This is a genomic window from Streptomyces sp. CB03234, assembly GCF_001905885.1.
In the GTDB taxonomy this organism is placed as follows: Bacteria; Actinomycetota; Actinomycetes; order Streptomycetales; family Streptomycetaceae; genus Streptomyces.
In genome coordinates this window covers 1,169,756-1,187,939 of record NZ_LIYH01000002.1, presented here as the reverse complement: position 1 = coordinate 1,187,939, position 18,184 = coordinate 1,169,756, and the positions used below count along the sequence as shown (strand labels likewise).

At 71.2% G+C, this 18,184-nt stretch carries 12 protein-coding genes; 8 read left to right on the top strand and 4 right to left on the bottom strand.

All coding sequences use genetic code 11. The annotated features are described in order from the left end of the window. Window positions 1-518: 518 nt before the first annotated feature. The 8 genes from AMK26_RS12295 to AMK26_RS12260 all read left to right on the top strand — a co-directional run bounded on the left by AMK26_RS12295 (window position 519) and on the right by AMK26_RS12260 (window position 10,955). Window positions 519-4,223 carry a sensor histidine kinase gene (locus AMK26_RS12295; protein ID WP_073754544.1) on the top strand — a complete coding sequence of 1,235 codons (3,705 nt, stop codon included), beginning with the start codon at window positions 519-521 and terminating at the stop codon, window positions 4,221-4,223. 9 nt (window positions 4,224-4,232) lie between these two features. Continuing rightward, a complete protein-coding gene (locus tag AMK26_RS12290; RefSeq protein WP_064070344.1) occupies window positions 4,233-4,646 on the top strand; it encodes a roadblock/LC7 domain-containing protein in 414 nt (137 codons plus the stop codon). 121 nt (window positions 4,647-4,767) lie between these two features. Next, a complete protein-coding gene (locus AMK26_RS12285; protein WP_064070345.1) occupies window positions 4,768-5,175 on the top strand; it encodes a DUF742 domain-containing protein in 408 nt (135 codons plus the stop codon). Further along, complete coding sequence (locus tag AMK26_RS12280) at window positions 5,156-5,743, top strand: GTP-binding protein (protein WP_073754543.1); 588 nt, start codon at window positions 5,156-5,158, stop codon at window positions 5,741-5,743. Before AMK26_RS12285 ends, AMK26_RS12280 begins: the two co-directional genes overlap by 20 nt. Window positions 5,744-6,083: 340 nt before the next feature. Beyond that, window positions 6,084-9,290 carry a sensor histidine kinase gene (locus AMK26_RS12275; RefSeq protein WP_073754542.1) on the top strand — a complete coding sequence of 1,069 codons (3,207 nt, stop codon included), beginning with the start codon at window positions 6,084-6,086 and terminating at the stop codon, window positions 9,288-9,290. Between the two features lie 10 nt (window positions 9,291-9,300). Beyond that, on the top strand, window positions 9,301-9,714 hold the full coding sequence (locus tag AMK26_RS12270; RefSeq protein WP_006127847.1) for a roadblock/LC7 domain-containing protein: 414 nt from the start codon (window positions 9,301-9,303) through the stop codon (window positions 9,712-9,714). Between the two features lie 97 nt (window positions 9,715-9,811). Continuing rightward, window positions 9,812-10,393 carry a DUF742 domain-containing protein gene (locus AMK26_RS12265; protein ID WP_073754541.1) on the top strand — a complete coding sequence of 194 codons (582 nt, stop codon included), beginning with the start codon at window positions 9,812-9,814 and terminating at the stop codon, window positions 10,391-10,393. Then, window positions 10,374-10,955: a GTP-binding protein gene (locus AMK26_RS12260; protein ID WP_069978110.1), complete on the top strand. Its 582-nt coding sequence runs from the start codon at window positions 10,374-10,376 to the stop codon at window positions 10,953-10,955. Before AMK26_RS12265 ends, AMK26_RS12260 begins: the two co-directional genes overlap by 20 nt. Window positions 10,956-11,448: 493 nt before the next feature. Here AMK26_RS12260 and AMK26_RS12255 read toward each other — a convergent pair whose 3' ends face one another. The 4 genes from AMK26_RS12255 to AMK26_RS12240 form a co-directional block, all read right to left on the bottom strand. Beyond that, complete coding sequence (locus AMK26_RS12255; protein WP_073754540.1) at window positions 11,449-11,646, bottom strand: acyl-CoA carboxylase subunit epsilon; 198 nt, start codon at window positions 11,644-11,646, stop codon at window positions 11,449-11,451. A gap of 11 nt (window positions 11,647-11,657) precedes the next feature. Next, the gene (locus tag AMK26_RS12250) at window positions 11,658-13,241 is read right to left on the bottom strand and encodes an acyl-CoA carboxylase subunit beta (RefSeq protein ID WP_073754539.1); all 1,584 of its coding nucleotides are present in this window, start codon (window positions 13,239-13,241) and stop codon (window positions 11,658-11,660) included. Between the two features lie 154 nt (window positions 13,242-13,395). Then, window positions 13,396-15,723 (bottom strand): polysaccharide lyase 8 family protein, encoded by a 2,328-nt coding sequence (locus tag AMK26_RS12245; RefSeq protein ID WP_073754538.1) that lies wholly within the window; start codon window positions 15,721-15,723, stop codon window positions 13,396-13,398. 52 nt (window positions 15,724-15,775) lie between these two features. Beyond that, window positions 15,776-18,175 (bottom strand): polysaccharide lyase 8 family protein, encoded by a 2,400-nt coding sequence (locus tag AMK26_RS12240; RefSeq protein ID WP_073754537.1) that lies wholly within the window; start codon window positions 18,173-18,175, stop codon window positions 15,776-15,778. Between the last annotated feature and the right edge of the window lie 9 nt (window positions 18,176-18,184).

Genomic DNA, 18,184 nt, shown 5'->3' with positions numbered 1-18,184 from the left:
GCGTCAGGCTAAACATGGGATTCCCCGCAAATGCCGGTAGATGGCAACGATCTATATGTGAGTTTGCTCACGCACTGGGGGATGATCCCGACATTACGGGTGGCGGGACAGGGTGAGGGAATCGGACATTGCGTACCTGAATGCTGCATTCCGCTGCTGATCATGGCGACTGGGACACCCCCCACCCCTACCGGACCCACCAGCGACTCGTACGCGAAAGTCCGATTCCTCCCTGATCGGTTTCTACGGCCGGTGATGTGACCCTCACGCCGTGTGACCCCCGCTCGGGTGCGGCCCGTCGGCCTTGTTGGAGATCCGGCACTGTGCTGGAATTCCACGCACCGCCGCGGGTTCCAGACCGGCGCGCTGGGGCGCAACACAGCGCCGAGCGGCGGTGAGGAAGGGGGATTTGCGCCGGTCACTCACGACCACCACTGGAGCGCGCTCGCGCTCCACGACGCCGACACCGTCCTGTCCGTTCGCGCGGGGGGACGCCTGGTCCAGAGGTTGCGACGCTAGTGCAGGGACGTTTCAAGAGGGATGGCAACGGGTCTCCCCAGGCCCGCCAGGGCCGAGGGGAAGCTGCGGCGGAGCAGGAGCCGCGCGGCGGGACCGACCGCGGCTCCTCGCCCCAGCACACCCACAACCCGGGACCGGCGGCCGCCGGCGACGGCGGTGGTGACCGTGCGGGACGTTCGGGTGCCGGGCAGGGCGGCGACGCCACGTCGAAGGCCGGCAAGGCCGCGTCGGCGAAGGGCGGCAAGGCCGCGAAGGCCGCGAAGGCCTCGCCTGCGGTCAGTGGCCCCGCCGACGCCGGTTCGCGAATAGCCCTGCGCAACTGGCGCATCAGCACGCGTCTGGTCTCGCTGCTCGCCCTCCCCGTGGTCGCCGCGACCACCCTGGGCGGCATCCGTATCAACGAGTCCATGAACGACATGGAGCAGCTGGATCACATGCAGCTGCTCACCAAGCTGACCCAGGAGGCGACCAACCTCGCCCAGGCGCTCCAGGACGAGCGCGACCTGACGGCCGGCCCCCTCTCCAACAACATCCCCGTCACCAACCTCAAGGTCACCGAGCCGCGCGAGGACGCCAACCGGGCGCAGGCGGCCTTCCTCGAGGCCACTGCGGCCATCGGCGACACCCAGGGCAACGAGGCGCTGCAGAGCATCCGCTCCAACGTGGAGCAGATCGCCCAGCAGGTGATCACCCTCGGGCACATCCGCGAGGGCGCGTACAAGGACGGTTCACAGGACTTCCAGACGGTCGAGCGCTACAACCGTCTGATCAGCTCGCTGCTCAGCCTCTCCCAGGACATGGCGCAGGCGACCAGCAACCCGGAGATGATCAAGCGGACCCGCGCGCTGGCCGCGTTCTCGTCCGCCAAGGAGTACGCCTCCATCCAGCGCGCGATCATCGCCGCCGCCCTGCCGACGACCAAGCGGGAGCGGGGCTCGCTGGACACGAACGACCGTGAGTACGGCGTGGCCGCCCGCGAGAAGGAAGAGCAGGCCATGGACTCGTTCATGGCCATCTACAGCTCGGCGGGCGGAGACCCGACGGAGCTGCTCTCGGCCCTCGGCTCGAACAACCCCTCCATCCAGACGGCCGACGAGTACGCCGAGCAGGTGCTCCGCACCGACCAGGGGATGCAGCAGCAGAAGCCCCGCGGTTACCTGGACTGGACCGACGCGTACGACTCCAAGATGAAGGCGATGGACTCCATCGAGGCCACCCTTCTCGGCGACATGGAGAGCACGGCCCGTGACCTGCGCCAGGAGGAGCAGCGCGACGCGATCATCAACGGTGCGCTGATCCTGCTCGTCCTCGGTGTCTCGCTGGTGGGCGCGTTCGTGGTGGCCCGGTCCATGATCCGGTCGCTGCGGCGGCTCCAGGACACGGCGACCAAGGTCGCCCAGGAGCGGCTGCCCGAGCTGGTCAAGCAGCTGTCCGAGGCCGACCCGCAGGACGTGGACACGTCCGTGGAGTCGGTCGGTGTGCACTCCCGGGACGAGATCGGCCAGGTGGCCGCGGCCTTCGACGACGTGCACCGCGAGGCGGTCCGCCTCGCCGCCGAGCAGGCCCTGCTGCGGGGCAACGTCAACGCGATGTTCACCAACCTCTCGCGCCGTTCCCAGGGCCTCATCCAGCGCCAGCTGTCGCTGATCTCCGAGCTGGAGTCCCGCGAGGCCGACCCGGACCAGCTCTCCTCGCTGTTCAAGCTGGACCACCTCGCCACGCGTATGCGCCGTAACGGCGAAAACCTGCTCGTTCTCGCGGGTGAGGAGCCGGGACGCCGGTGGACCCGGCCCGTCCCGCTCGTCGACGTGCTCCGCGCCGCGGCCTCCGAGGTGGAGCAGTACGAGCGCATCGAACTGGCCGCCGTACCGGCGACCGAGGTCGCGGGCCGCGTCGTCAACGACCTCGTGCACCTGCTCGCCGAGCTGCTGGAGAACGCCACGTCGTTCTCCTCGCCGCAGACCAAGGTGCGCGTCACCGGTCACGCGCTGCCCGACGGGCGGGTGCTCGTCGAGATTCACGACACCGGTATCGGCCTGTCCCCCGAGGACCTCGCCGCGATCAACGAGCGGCTCGCGTCGCCGCCCACCGTGGACGTGTCGGTCTCCCGGCGCATGGGTCTGTTCGTGGTCGGCCGCCTGTCCCTGCGGCACGGCATCCGGATCCAGCTGCGTCCCTCGGACTCGGGCGGTACGACCGCGCTGGTCATGCTCCCGGTGGATGTCGCCCAGGGCGGCAAGAAGCTTCCCGGCAAGCCCGGTCAGGGTGGCCAGGGCGGTCAGGGTGGCCAGGGCGGTCAGGGCGCGATGCCGCAGGGCCCCTCGGGCGCGGCCGGCCGGCTGCCCGGCGGTCCGGGCGCGGCCGGTGGCGGCCGCCCGGGCCTTTCCGGCGGCCCCGGTGGCCCCGGCGGTGCGGGCGGACCGGGCGGTGCGCCCGCGGGCCGGCACGGTCTCGGCGCGGGCGCCGGTGCCGGTACGGGTGCGGGCGGTGCCCGTGGCCAGGTCGGTGCCGGATCGGGTCCTCGGGCCGCGCTGCCCGGCCGGGACGACGCGGCCGGACGGCCTGGTGGACCGCAGGGCGGGCTCCAGGGCGGACCTCAGGGCGGTCGGCCGGGCTTCCAGGGCCGACCGGGCCAGTCGGGTCCGGGCCAGGCGGGCCCGGCGGGTCAGCCGCAGCAGCCCCACCAGCCCCAGAAGCAGCCGCAGGACCCGCAGCGGCAGGGCGCCGGTGTCGCGGGTGCCTTCGGCGGCGCCGGAGGCGGCAGGGGTACGCGGGACAACGGCATCCCGACGCGCTCGGACGTCTGGCAGAGCGGCCCCGCCGACCAGGGCGCCCGCAACAACGCGCAGCAGCTGCCGCCCTCCGGTGGTCCGCGCGCCGAACTCCCCGGCGCCGCCCCGCAGCAGCAGTCCCCGCAGCCGCCCGCGCAGGCGCAGCGCCCGCAGCGTCCGCAGACCACCAGCTGGGGTGCCGACGTGCCGCGCGGCCACGACGAGCCGGCGGCCACCGGGCAGTACGCCCGCCCGTCGGCCGACCGGCAGGGCCGCCAAGACCCCGCATCCACGGCGCAGTTCGCCCGCCCCGACTACAACGCCGGGCGCCCGCAACCCGAGGCGCTGCCTCCGGCGCCCGGCGCCGGGGACGGCCCTACGCCGCTGTACGACACGCTGGAGACCAACTGGTTCCACCAGAACGGTCAGGCCCAGCAAGCGCAGCAGCCCCAGCACGGCGGCGCCGGCCAGTACCCCGCCCACGACCAGACCATGCCGACCCCGGCCGTACCGCAGCAGCCCGCGCAGCCCACCCGGCCCGCGCAGCAGCGACCCGCACCGTCGCCGCGCCGCGACGGCCAGGGCGCCGGTCAGGGCGGCACCGGCCAGGCCGCGGGCCAGGGTTCCGACGCGGCCGCGTCGTGGCGCACCTCCCCCAACGACGAGCTGGTACGCCAGGCCGAGCGGGTCCGCAAGCCCGCCGCAGGCGGCGTCACCACCTCCGGCCTCCCCCGCCGGGTCCCGCGCGCCAACCTGGTGCCGGGAACCGCGCAGGAGTCCACCCACCAGTCCGGTCCGCAGGTCTCGCGTGCGCCTGATGACGTACGCGGCCGCCTGACCAACCTCCGCCGCGGCATCCAGCAGGGGCGTCAGGCAGGCAGCTCCACCACGGGCAGTTTCCAACTCGGCCCCACTCACCAGCAGGAGCGTTAGTTGAGACCGATGAGCCAAGCGGCCCAGAACCTGAATTGGCTGATCACCAACTTCGTGGACAACACCCCCGGGGTGTCCCACACGGTGGTGGTCTCAGCCGACGGACTCCTGCTGGCCATGTCCGAAGGGTTCCCCCGCGACCGCGCCGACCAGCTCGCGGCCGTGGCGTCCGGTCTGACCTCGCTGACCGCGGGGGCGTCCCGGATCTTCGAGGGCGGCGCCGTCGCCCAGACCGTGGTGGAGATGGAGCGTGGCTTCCTCTTCCTGATGTCCATCTCGGACGGTTCCTCACTGGCCGTGCTCGCGCACCCGGATGCCGACATCGGCCTCGTCGGATACGAGATGGCACTGCTCGTCGACCGCGCGGGCAGCGTCCTCACCCCTGACCTGCGTGCGGAACTGCAGGGCAGCCTGCTCCACTGAGGCGGTACGCCCCAATCCGTACCGTCCCCCCTCATGCCTTGTTCACCGTCGGCCGCCCCCTCCGGCCCCCCACCGGCCCAGTCAGACGACAGGCAGACCACCTGCTGTCACTGGAGGATCAATGACCCCGCCCCCCGCCTCTCACGATCCGTACGGCGTCCCCACGGACGCCGGGTACGGCGTTGAAGGCGACCAGCCGCTGGTCCGGCCTTATGCCATGACCGGCGGCCGGACCAGGCCGCGCTACCAGCTCGCCATCGAGGCGCTGGTCAGCACCACGGCCGACCCGGCCCACCTGGGAAGCCTGCTTCCCGAGCACCAGCGGATCTGCCACCTGTGCCGTGAGGTGAAGTCGGTGGCGGAGGTGTCGGCGCTGCTGTCGATGCCGCTGGGCGTCGCCCGGATCCTCGTCGCCGACCTGGCGGAGGCGGGCATGGTGGCGATCCACCAGCCGGGCAATGGAGAAGCCGGCGGCACGCCGGATGTGACACTGCTCGAAAGGGTGCTCAGTGGACTTCGCAAGCTCTAGCGGCGGTTCCGGAGGGGGTCGCTCGACCACGTCCGCCAAGATCGTGGTGGCGGGCGGATTCGGCGTGGGCAAGACCACGTTCGTCGGCGCCGTCTCCGAGATCAACCCGCTGCGTACCGAGGCCGTCATGACGTCCGCTTCGGCGGGCATCGACGACCTCACCCACACCGGCGGCAAGACGACCACCACGGTCGCCATGGACTTCGGCCGCATCACCCTGGACCAGGACCTGATCCTGTACCTCTTCGGTACGCCGGGCCAGGACCGTTTCTGGTTCATGTGGGACGACCTCGTACGCGGCGCCATCGGCGCCGTCGTCCTGGTCGACACGAGAAGACTGGCCGACTGCTTCCCGGCGGTCGACTACTTCGAGAACAGCGGCCTGCCCTTCGTCGTGGCCCTCAACGGCTTCGAGGGGCACCAGCCGTACACGCCGGAAGAGGTGCGTGAGGCGCTCCAGATCGGCCCGGACACCCCGATCATCACCACCGACGCCCGGCACCGCGCCGACGCCAAGAGCGCGCTGATCACGCTCGTCGAGCACGCCCTGATGGCGCGCCTCAAGTAGACGTGGACGTACGGCAGTTGTCGTAGCGGCACTCAGGGGCCGGGTGTGTCCTTTGACACGGTCGGCCCCGGGCTTCATAACGTTTCGACAGAGAATTGCGGGGCCTCGGACACGAGACGCATCCGTATGGTGCCACTGTGCTCACATGAGCCCCGCCTTTTGGCGGGGCTCGCTCTTTATGCCCGTTTTATCTGAGGTCTGAACCACTGGTGATGACCCGATCGGGGGGTTTGGAACGCGGCCGCTTTACGTGCTGCAATGCGACGAACTCCCGAGTAGTACGGCCCTGAACAGAAAAACGGCACAACATAGGTGCCGGCGCCGAGAGGTTGTTGGTCGAGTGAGGCGAAGCACGAAAAGCGCCGCAGAGCAGCAGGCGCGGGGCAACTTCACCCCGCCCGCACGCACAGCGGTGCCGCCTGCCGATACGCCCGGATCACCATCGGCCGCCTCCGGCGGCAGCGGTGCTCCGGGCAGTTCCAGCAAGCTGTCCCCGCGCAACTGGCGCGTGGCCACCCGCCTGAACGCCATCCTCCTCATACCCGTGCTCATCGGGCTCATCATGGGCGGCTTCCAGGTCAAGACGTCGATCGACACCTGGCGGGAGGCGCAGGACGCCGAGAAGACGGCGCTGGTCGTCCGCGCCGCCTCGGACTACGGCCAGGCGCTGCTCAACGAGCGTGACCTCACCGCCGTCCCGCTGCTCAGCAACCAGCGGGACCACCCGAAGGTCACCGAGGCGCGCGCCAAGACGGACGCCGCCAAGGAGAAGTTCGACAAGGCTGTCCAGGGCATGCCCTCCGGGCAGGGCCTGGAGCGCCGGCTGGAGCTCTTCCGCAACGAGGAGCCGACACTCGAGAAGCTCCGCGACGCCGCCTACTCCAAGGCCCTGGACCCGGTGAAGACCGAAGAGGGTTACACCAAGGTCCAGCACTACCTGATGGAGTTCTCCAACGAGCTCGGGCTCGGCACCGGGAACGTCACCTCCTACGGCCGTATGGTCTACGCCGTTCAGCTCGCCCAGGCGGCCCAGTCGCTGCAGCGCTCGATCGGCACCCACCTGCTGGTCCGGCCGAGCAAGGACGACTCGACGTTCGCCCAGCAGAGCAAGGCGTTCAACTCGTACAACTACCTGGAGCAGATCGCCCTCGGCGAGTACAACTCCGGTGGTACCCAGGAGGACGTGGACAAGCTCACGGCGGTCATGAAGCGCCGGGCCGCCGAGGGTGACCGGCGGCTCAAGGCCGCCAACATCACGCTGGAGAAGGACGAGTTCGGCTCGGTCCTCGCGCCGATGGCGCAGAAGATCGGCAATGCCGAGGACGCCGACGCGATCGAGGAGCTCCAGGCCCAGGGCATCAGCAAGGAGACCTGGCTGGGCGCCTCCACGTCCAAGTTCGACGGCTACGGCGAGGTGAGCACGGATCTTGTGAACAAGGCCGTGGACGAGGCCGCCGAGATCTCCAGCGACGCCAAGACCGACGCCATCGTCAACGGCGCCATCGTCGTGATCGCCCTGCTCGCCGCGTTCATCCTGGCCGGGATGATGGCCCGCCAGATGAGCACCTCGATGAGCCGGCTGCGCACCGCCGCCTTCAACATCGCCGAGCAGCGCCTGCCGATGCTGGTCGACCAGCTCTCCCGTACCGACCCGGGCCGGGTCGACACCCGCGTACAGCCGATCCCGATCGACTCCCAGGACGAGATCGGCGAGGTCGCCCGCGCCTTCGACCAGGTGCACCGCGAGGCCGTCCGGCTCGCCGCCGAGCAGGCGCTGCTGCGGGGCAACGTCAACGCGATCTTCACGAACCTGTCGCAGCGCAATCAGTCGCTGATCGAGGGCCAGCTGACCCTGATCACGGAGCTGGAGAACAACGAGGCCGACCCGGACCAGTTGGAGAACCTGTTCAAGCTGGACCACCTGGCCACCCGTATGCGCCGCAACGGCGAGAACCTCCTCATCCTCGCGGGCGAGGAGCCCGGCCGCCGCTGGAACCAGCCGGTGCCGCTGGTGGACGTGCTGCGCGCCGCCTCCTCGGAGGTGGAGTCGTACGAGCGCATCGAGCTCACCGGCGTACCGGAGTCGGAGATCCACGGCCAGGCCGTGACCGACCTCGTGCACCTGCTGGCGGAGCTGCTGGAGAACGCCACCACGTTCTCCTCGCCGCAGACCAAGGTCCGGGTCACCGCGACCCGGCTGCCCGACGGCCGGGTCATGATCGAGATCCACGACAAGGGCATCGGCCTGACCGCCGAGGACTTCGCCGACATCAACCACAAGCTGGCCAACCCGCCGACCGTGGACGCCGCGATCTCGCAGCGCATGGGCCTGTTCGTGGTCGGCCGCCTCGCCGACCGGCACGGCATCCGCGTCCAGCTGCGCCCCTCGGGCGAGCAGGCCGGTACGACGTCGCTGGTCATGCTGCCGGACGCGATCACCCATGGTGGCGGTGGCGACCCGGCGACGGAGTCCGACTTCACCGTCTCCCAGATCATCCCGGAGCAGCAGGCCTTCGAGGCGGCCCCGCTGCGGACGGCCGCGGAGCTCGGCTTCGACGACTCCCGGTACGAGCAGTCCCCGGCCGGGGACACCACGCTGGACCCGGTGGGCCGCTCCCGGATGCGCCAGGAGCGCCGTGCGGCGCTGGGCGCGCAGCTCCAGGGCTCCGAGGGCGAACGGCCCATGTTCCGCGACGAGGTGGCGCAGGATCAGCAGCAGGAGCAGTACGGCTACGAGCAGCAGCCGTACGAGCCCCAGCAGTACGAGCAGCAGCCGTACGAGCCGCAGCGGTACGAGCAGCAGCCGTACGAGCAGCCGGACGCGTACGCCCAGGACGGCTACGAGCAGCAGCAGTACGGCGGCGAGTACGCGACCGGCGAGTACGCTGAACCGTCCTATGCGGAATCCGCTTTTCCGGCTCAGGAGCCGCAGCAGCCGCAGTACGACAGCCAGTTCGACGCCCAGCCCCACCAGGGCGAGTGGCCGGATCAGGGCGGCTACGAGCGCGGTTACGAGTCCGGGTACGGAACGGAATCGGAATCTGCGCAGGGCGCTCCCACGAACGGCCGTGAGCGCGTAGGCTTCTCCTCGGGCCCCACCCCCAGCGCCGGTCACGAGCTGACCGACGCCGGCCTGCCGCGCCGCGGCAGCCAGCAGCAGGCTCCGGCCCCGCAGCAGCAGCAGGTTCCTCAGGCGGACCAGACGCAGCCGGTCCAGCGGGTCTCGCGGAACAGCAGCGAGGACAGCGGTTCCGAGGACTGGCGCTCGACCAACGACGAGCGCTGGCAGCGGGCCGAGAAGCTCCGCGAGCCTAAGGCCGGCGGGGTCACCCCGTCCGGGCTCCCGCGGCGCGTACCCAAGGCCAACCTGGTCGAGGGCACGGCGGAGCAGACCCCGCAGGGCGGCCCACAGGTCTCCCGCGCCCCGGAGGACGTGCGTGGCAGGTTGAGCAACCTGCGGCGCGGTGTCCAGCAGGGACGCAACGCGGGAACGGACACGAACGGATCGGGCCTCGGCCCGGGTAGTACCTACAACCAGGAGCGTTAGTGTGAGCCCGATGAGCCAGGCGGCGCAGAATCTGAACTGGTTGATCACCAACTTCGTGGACAACACCCCCGGGGTGTCCCACACGGTGGTGGTCTCCGCCGACGGACTCCTGCTGGCGATGTCCGAGGGTTTCCCCCGTGACCGTGCCGACCAGCTCGCGGCGGTGGCGTCGGGACTGACGTCGCTGACGGCGGGGGCGTCCCGGATCTTCGAGGGCGGCGCGGTCAACCAGACGGTGGTGGAGATGGAGCGCGGCTTCCTCTTCATCATGTCGATCTCGGACGGCTCCTCGCTGGCCGTCCTCGCCCACCCGGACGCCGACATCGGTCTGGTCGGCTACGAGATGGCCCTGCTGGTGGATCGTGCGGGCAGTGTCCTCACTCCGGACCTCCGCGCCGAGCTCCAGGGAAGTCTTCTCAACTAGCAGACAGACCGTGCGTTTATCGCCACCGCACCATAGGGTGCGGTGGCGCGGCTCCACAGGGACATGGAACCGGTGAACGGCAGTCGGAGGAGGAAAAGTGGCAACACCCCCAGGCGGACACCACCCATATGACGGTGCGCACCAGTCGCAGGGTGAGAACGGCCAGAACCGCTTCAACTTCCCTTCCGCACCGAGCGGTCAGGGCGGCATGCAGCCGCAGCAGCCCTACCAGCAGCCGCAGCCGGGTCCCAGTTACGTCCAGCCGCAGGCGCCGCGCATCCAGCCGGTGCAGCAGCGGCGTCGTCCGGAGCCCGCGCCCACGTCGGGCAACAACACCCATAATCCGCTGGTCCGTCCGTACGCCATGACCGGCGGCCGGACGAGGCCTCGGTACCAGCTCGCCATCGAGGCGCTGGTGTCCACCACGGCCGATCCGTCACGGCTGCAAGGGCAGTTGCCCGAGCACCAGCGGATCTGCCGGCTGTGCTTCGAGATCAAGTCGGTCGCCGAGATCTCGGCACTCCTCTCCATCCCCCTCGGCGTTGCCCGGATCCTCGTCGCCGACCTGGCGGAGGCCGGACTTGTCGCCATCCACCAGCCCGGCGGCGACGAGTCCGCCGGCGGCCAGCCAGACGTGACACTGCTCGAAAGGGTGCTCAGTGGACTTCGCAAGCTCTAGCGGCGGTGCAGCCCGCTCAACCACCAGCGCGAAGATCGTGGTGGCGGGCGGATTCGGCGTGGGCAAGACCACGTTCGTCGGCGCCGTCTCGGAGATCAACCCGCTGCGTACCGAGGCCGTCATGACGTCTGCGTCCGCGGGCATCGACGACCTCACCCACACCGGCGACAAGACGACCACCACGGTCGCCATGGACTTCGGCCGCATCACCCTGGACCAGGACCTGATCCTGTACCTCTTCGGTACGCCCGGACAGGACCGTTTCTGGTTCATGTGGGACGACCTCGTACGCGGCGCCATCGGCGCCGTCGTCCTGGTCGACACCCGCCGTCTCGCCGACTGCTTCCCCGCGGTCGACTACTTCGAGAACAGCGGCCTGCCGTTCGTCATCGCGCTCAACGGCTTCGACGGCCACCAGCCGTACACGCCGGACGAGGTCCGCGAGGCGCTCCAGATCGGCCCGGACACCCCGATCATCACCACCGACGCCCGGCACCGCGCCGACGCCAAGAGCGCGCTCATCACCCTCGTCGAGCACGCCCTGATGGCCCGCCTCCGGTAGCCCCCCCCCCGCGACGCACGAGGCCCGCACACCGTGACGGTGTGCGGGCCTTCGTCGTGCGGCCGCGCCGCCGGAGCCCTGCCCCCCCCGTTGTGGACAGTCGCCCCGCAGGGCGCCCTCCCTGTTGTGGGCAGTCGTCCCGCAGGGCCCCGCCCCGCCGCCACCCCCCGTTGTGGGCAGTCGTCCCGCAGGGCGGGACGGGTGGGCACAACGGGACCGGGGCGGTGCCTCTTCCCGGTTCGCCCCGGGGCGGTGCCCGAGCGGCGGCCACCACCGGGGGGGTGGGGCGGGGCCCCTTCGGGCTCGTCTCTCCCCCAGAGGGGGCACCCCCACGAGGCCGGCGGCCTTGGGTTACGTCGACAGGGAGCCGTTACGGCGCCGCCAACCTCTGCGGGGACGCCCCTGCACGGCCGCACCCCGGCCGGTGGCCGACTGCGGGCCGGTGGGATGGCGAAGGGCCCCGCACCGGGGTGGTGCGGGGCCCTTCGGGGTTTCAGCGCTGCCAGGAGTGCGGGGCGCGGAAGCCGGGCTGGCGTTCCAGGCGGCGCCAGCCGGCGGTGGAGCGGGCCCGGCGGGCCGGCGCGGCGGCCGGGCGGGCGGAGGCGCGGGCGAGGAGGACCGCGGTGATGGCCGCCAGCTCTTCGGGGCCGGCGTGGCCCTTTTCGACGCGGAGCAGGTTGGTGTCGGTCACGTGGGCTCCTGTTACTGGGGCGGGTTGCCGTGCTTGCGGGACGGCAGGTCGGCGTGCTTCGTGCGGAGCATCGCCAGGGCGGCGATGAGCACGGAGCGGGTCTCGGACGGGTCGATGACGTCGTCGACCAGGCCGCGCTCCGCGGCGTAGTAGGGGTGCATCAGCTCGGACTTGTACTCCTTGACCATGCGGGCGCGCATGGCCTCCGGGTCCTCGGCGTCGGCGATCTGGCGGCGGAAGATGACGTTGGCGGCACCCTCGGCGCCCATCACGGCGATCTCGTTCGTCGGCCAGGCGTAGGTCAGGTCGGCGCCGATGGACTGGCTGTCCATGACGATGTACGCGCCGCCGTAGGCCTTGCGGAGGATCAGCGAGATGCGCGGCACGGTGGCGTTGCAGTACGCGTACAGCAGCTTCGCGCCGTGGCGGATGATGCCGCCGTGCTCCTGGTCGACGCCCGGCAGGAAGCCGGGCACGTCCAGCAGCGTGATGATCGGGATATTGAAAGCATCGCACATCTGGACGAACCGGGCGGCCTTCTCGCTCGCCTCGATGTCCAGTACGCCCGCCAGCGTCTGCGGCTGGTTGGCGACGATGCCGACGACCTGGCCGTCGAGGCGGGCGAGCGCGCAGATGATGTTGCGGGCCCAGCGCTCGTGGATCTCCAGGTAGTCGCCGTCGTCGACGAGCTCCTCGATCACCTTGGCCATGTCGTAGGGCCGGTTGCCGTCCGCCGGGACCAGGTCCAGCAGGACGTCCGAGCGGCGGTCGGCCGGGTCCTCGCTGGGGTGGGCGGGCGGGTTCTCCCGGTTGTTGGAGGGCAGCAGCGACAGGAGGTAGCGGACCTCCGCGATGCAGGTCTCCTCGTCGTCGTACGCGAAGTGCGCCACGCCCGACGTCTCGGCGTGCACGTCGGCGCCGCCGAGGCCGTTCTGGCTGATCTCCTCACCGGTGACCGCCTTGACGACGTCCGGGCCGGTGATGAACATCTGCGAGGTCTCGCGGACCATGAAGACGAAGTCCGTCAGGGCGGGGCTGTAGGCCGCGCCGCCCGCGCACGGGCCGAGCATCACGCTGATCTGCGGGATGACGCCCGAGGCGCGCGTGTTGCGCTGGAAGATGCCGCCGTAGCCCGCGAGGGCGGAGACGCCCTCCTGGATACGGGCGCCCGCGCCGTCGTTGAGGGACACCAGCGGCGCACCGGCCGCGATGGCCATGTCCATGATCTTGTGGATCTTCGTGGCGTGGGCCTCGCCCAGCGCGCCGCCGAAGATCCGGAAGTCGTGCGCGTAGACGAAGACCGTGCGGCCCTCGACCGTCCCCCAGCCGGTGATGACGCCGTCGGTGTACGGCCTCTTGTTCTCCAGGCCGAAGCCGGTCGCCCGGTGGCGCCGCAGCTGCTCGACCTCCTGGAACGAGCCCGGGTCGAGCAGCAACTCGATGCGCTCACGAGCGGTCAGCTTGCCCTTGGCGTGCTGGGCCTCGGTAGCCCGGTCACTCGGGCCGCGCAGGGCCTCCTCGCGCAGGGCATGCAGCTCTGCCACACGCCCACGGGCATCGGTCGGCTCGCCCTGGGTTTCGTCCACAACGGTCATGCATTGACCCTACGAAGCCGACCAAGGAAAACCCGCCGTCGACTCTGTACAGTCTCGCGCCCCATCTCCTGTGAGCCCTGGACAGAACCATTGCGCGGTGCAGCCCAAGTGCCAGCCGTGGACCCCCGTGCGTTGTGGAGGTCCAACAATAGGGTCAGATGACCACCGTGCAGCGGTGCCCGCCGCCCGCCGTGCCGGGGGCGACGCGCAGCCGGAGCGTACGGCCGGTGCCCAGGACCTCCACCGACGGGTCGTGGGAGACGACGTGGCGGGCCGGATGGTGCCAGGTGATCTCCAGGGGCCGTCCGGTGCGCGGCGGCTCGCTGACGCAGACCGTCACCGTGCGGCCCTTCCGGCGTACGAGGAGACTCGCCGGCGCGCTCGTGGTGAGCGGGCCCACCGTACCGGGCTGCCAGAAGTTCGCGGCGGTCAGGCCGAGCGAGGGCACGGCGACGGCCTGGCGGGCGGCGGTGTTGTCGACGATCTCCAGCCAGTGGGGGTCGTACGCGCGGGCCGCGACGGTCCGGCGCGAGGCGCCCGGCATCAGCAGGTAGGCGTACGAGGCGTCCGCCGGATCGGTGCCGTGGTCGAGCCAGAGCGTCTGGTACCGGCGGGTGCGGCGCTCGGTGGTGGACGTGGTGTTGATGTCCCGCCAGGCGCCGGTGCGGTCCTCGCGCAGTGCCTTGACGGGGGCGCCCCCACGTAACACCCAGCCCCCGTGCCCCTCCAGGTGCGCCCAGCGGGATCCGGGCCCGGTGGTGAGACGCGCGTCGCCCGCCTCCCCCAGGTTCCGGTTGTCGACGATCGTCTCGACGGCGACGCCGTCGGCGCAGCTGATCCCCGCGCCGAGGCAGATGACGGTGTCGGCGGCGCAGAACCAGGACTTGCGGGCCTCCAGGGTGGAGCCGAGGCCCTTGAGGTGCTGGCCGACGGCGGCGAACTCCCCGTCGGTCACCCCGCCGACCCACTGGACGGCCGGCTTCGGCTCGCCCCATTCGCCGCCCGCCCGGTCGGGCAGCCGCTTGGTCGACACGGTCGTGCCGGGCAGCCGGTAGGGGTCGACGGTGGGCCAGAACCAGTCGGTGTACTGGGCGTCGCCCCCCGGGCCCCACCAGTAGAGCATTCCGGCACCGGTGTGCCAGCCGCGCGGGTTCTCGCCGTTGCCGCACTCGTAGTACGCGATCCGCTCCGACGCCATGGAGATGTTGGCCGCCCACCCGGGGCGGCGGTGCACGGCCCGGTCCATGGCGGCGAACAGCTTGTGGCCGACCGGTTCGGGCGCGGCGGGGACCGGCGAGGCGGCGACCGCGTGGAGCCGGGCGAGGTCGGCGACGCCGAACTGGCCGGCGGTGAGGACCGGACTCACGGTGTCGCGTTCGATCCAGCCCTTCACGCGCGCGTGCCACCGGTCGCGCTCGGCGGCCGAGGCCCCGCCGGCGAGCAGCGCGATGGCGGCGATGATTCCCTGGCCGTGGAAGTGGTCGCCGCGCATGATGCCGTGCGGGTCGTTGCGGAGGATGCCCCGGCTGATGGCGCGGCCGTTGACGCTGTCCATCATCAGGCCGTTGTACAGAAGGGGCGCGTAGGCGTGCTCGACGCTGTCGAGGACGATCTGGCGGTTCGGGTCGGTGACGTCCCACGGCGACCCGGCGAGCAGGGCGAACAGCCGCCCCAGCCCGTCGAGCATGACCTGTCCGTACGTACCCGAGTAGGCGACCCAGGTGTGCTGGACGAACGACCCGTCGGCGTAGAGCCCGTCGCCCTTGGTGACGTACGGGAAGACCGGCGAGAGGGCGTCCCGGGCGAGCGCGAGCTTGGCCGGCGATCTGCCCAGGACACCGCGCAGGGCGACGGAGCGGCACAGGTCGACGCGGTTGGCGCCGGTGGACGTGCCGCTGTAGTCGCCGAGCATCGCGTCGGGGACGAAGTGGTCGACGGCGGCGCAGGCGGCCTCGACACGGGCGGGGCCGACGGCGTCGTACAGAGTGGCGGTGATGTCCATGAGGAGGCGGGGGCTGCCGATCTGCCACTCCCACCAGTTGCCGTAGCGGGTGGTGGAGGGGTTGTAGACCCGTTCGGAGAGGTGGTCGAGGCCGCGCAGGACGTCGGCGAGGAGGCCGGGGTCGCCGGTGTGGCCGGTGCCCTGCTGGGCGTACGCCTGGGTCATGGTCCACAGGCGGTGGTAGCTCTGGGTGATCCCGGAGGGCGGGTTGAAGGCGTACCCGGGCCACAGGGAGGTGTCGGTGGGGGCCATGGAGGCGCGGTAGCGGGCGGCGAGGTCGCCGGTCCCGGCGAGGCGGGAGGCGTACGGTTCGGCGGCCGGGTCGTAGCCGGTGCCGAGCTGGAGGCCGAGCCAGCGGAGGCGTAGCGCCTCGAAGTGGTCGGCGGCTGCTGTTGCTTGGGCGGGCACGGTGAGTCCCAGGGCTGCGGTGGAGGCGGTGGCGAGGAAGGTGCGGCGGGACCAAGGGGGCGCTGTTGACACGGAGAACCTCCCAGAGGCTCGGCGACGGCAAACCTTGCAGTGAGCATGACACTCACCCGAGCTGCACCACCGCTTTGTGGACCGCCCCCAGCGTGCCCGGGGTGACGCGCAGCTTCAGCGCCGACCCGGTCGCGATCACCTGTACGGAGGGGTCCTTGGACGTCACGGACGACACCGGGCGGCTCCACGTCACGTCGATGGCGGCGCCGTCCCGCAGCGGCCCGGAGACACAGACGGAGGCCGTGCCGCCGCTCTCCCGGATCATCACGCTCGCGGGCGCGGACGCGGTCACCGCGCCGGCCGTGCCGCCGAACCAGAAGTTGACGCCCGTGAAGCCCAGGGACGGCACGCGTACGCCCTGGTGGTCGTTGGTGTTGGCGAGGACGGTCAGCCAGCCGGTGTCGGCGGCGCGCGCGGAGGTCTGCGCGGCGCTCGCGCCCGGCATCAGGACGTACGCGTACGTGGCCCATGTCGGATCGGTGCCGTGGTCGAACCACAGGGTCAGGTACCGACGGGTGACGGGGTCGGTCACGGCGCCCTTGTTGATGTCGGACCAGGCGCCGGTGCGGGCCTGCCGCAGCGCCTTGACGGTGGCGCCGCCGGGGAAGACGTACCCGGCGTGCCCGGCGATGTGCGCCCAGCGCGCGCCCGTCAGGGTGGCGCTCCAGCCGGGCGTGGTGGACTGCGCCGAGCCGTCGACGGTGAAGCCGTGCACGCCGTCGGCGCCCAGGTTCCGGTTCTCGACGACCGACTCGACGCCCGTGCCGTCCCGGCCGTGGATGCCCGCGCCCAGGCACACCACCGCGTCGTCCAGGAAGAACCAGGACTTCTTGGCCATCAGCGTGGAGGACAGGCCCTTCAGGTACTGGCCGACGGCCGCGTACGTCCCGTCCGTCGCCCCGCCGACCCACCGCACATCGGGCCGGGCCACGCCCCACACCCCGCCCTCGCCGTCCGCCAGGGGTTTGCGGGAGGCGGTGGTGCCGGGCAGCCAGCAGGGGTCGACCGTCGGCCAGAAGTTGTCGCTGTACTGGCCGTTGGCGAAGTCGGAACCCCACCAGTAGAGCATCCCGGAACCGCTGTGCCAGGCGCGCAGGTTCTCCCCGTTGCCGTTCTCGTAGTACGTGATCCGGTTCGACGCCATGGAGACGGCGGCCGCCCACCCGGGGCGGCGGTGGACGGCCCGGTCCATGCCGGGGAAGAGCCGGTGGCCGACGGGTTCGGCGAGCGCCGGCGAGGTCCCGTCGGCGACGGCCTTGAGGCGGGAGAGGGCCGCGACACCGAGGGCCGGGCTGGAGAGGACCGGGCTGTAGTAGTCGCGGGCGATCCAGCCCTTGACCATGCCGTCCCAGCGGGCCTTCTCGGCGGCGGACGCGCTCCGGGCGAGCAGCGCGACGCAGGCGATGACGGCGTGCCCGCGCAGATGGTCGTCCTGCCGTATCGCGCGCGTGTCGGCCTTCTGTACGCCCCTGCTTATGGCACGCCCTGAAACCCCGTCCATGGCGAGGCCGTTGAAGAGGAAGGGTGCGTACGCCTTCTCGACCGAGTCGAACACGATCTGGCGCCCGCTGTCCGTGACCTCCCACGCCGACCCCTTGAGCAGGGCGAACAGCAGGGACAGGCCGCCGAGCATCACGGCGCCGTAGGACCCGGCGTAGGGGACGTAGAGGTGCTGGATGAAACTGCCGTCGGCGTAGAGCCCGTCGCCGGAGGTGACGTACGGGAAGACGGGTGAGAGCGCGTCGCGGGCGAGCGCGAGCTTGGCGGAGCTCTTGCCGATGACGCCGCGCAGGGCGAGGACGCGGCACAGGTCGACGCGGTTGGCGCCGGTGGACGTGCCGGTGTAGTTCGCGACCGCGCTGTTGGGGACGAAGTGGTCGACGGCGGCGCAGTGTTCGGCGATGCGGGCGGCGCCGAGGTGGTCGTACAGCAGGACGTCGATGTCGAGCAGGGCCTGCGGGATGCCGATCTGCCAGTTGTACCAGTTGCCGTAGCGCGCCTGGGAGGCGTTGTACGCCTGGTCGTGGAGGTGGTCGAGGCCGGTGAGGATCTCGGCGCGGAGGGTGGTGTCGCCGGTCAGGCCGGTGCCGGGCTGGGCGTACGCCTCGGCCATGGTGCGCAGCCGGTTGTAGCTGGTGTTGAGGTTGCCCGAGTACGTGTACGACTCGGCGTCCGTGTCCGGTTCGGGGTCGGCGTACGGGAGGTCGGGCCACAGGGAGCCGCTCGCGGGGGCCATGGTGGAGCGGAGGTCCCGGGCGGTGGCGCCGAGGGCGGCGAGCTTGGTGGCGTACGGCTCGGCGGTGGGGGTGAAGCCGGTGCCGAGGACGAGGTCGCGCCAGGTGAGGCGGAGGGTGTCGTAGGCGTCGGCCGCGTGGGAAGGGGTGGCGGACAGGGCGAGCGGGGTGGTGACGGCGGCGAGCAGGAGCGTGCGGCGGGAGGGGGAGGGAGGCATGGCGGGAGG

Excerpts from the sequence above, each read along its gene's own strand:
- AMK26_RS12250 (WP_073754539.1), bottom strand. The coding sequence starts at position 13,241 with ATGACCGTTGTGGACGAAACCCAGGGCGAGCCGACCGATGCCCGTGGG.
- AMK26_RS12285 (WP_064070345.1), top strand. The coding sequence starts at position 4,768 with ATGACCCCGCCCCCCGCCTCTCACGATCCGTACGGCGTCCCCACGGAC.
- AMK26_RS12290 (WP_064070344.1), top strand. The coding sequence starts at position 4,233 with ATGAGCCAAGCGGCCCAGAACCTGAATTGGCTGATCACCAACTTCGTG.
- AMK26_RS12270 (WP_006127847.1), top strand. The coding sequence starts at position 9,301 with ATGAGCCAGGCGGCGCAGAATCTGAACTGGTTGATCACCAACTTCGTG.
- AMK26_RS12240 (WP_073754537.1), bottom strand. The coding sequence starts at position 18,175 with ATGCCTCCCTCCCCCTCCCGCCGCACGCTCCTGCTCGCCGCCGTCACC.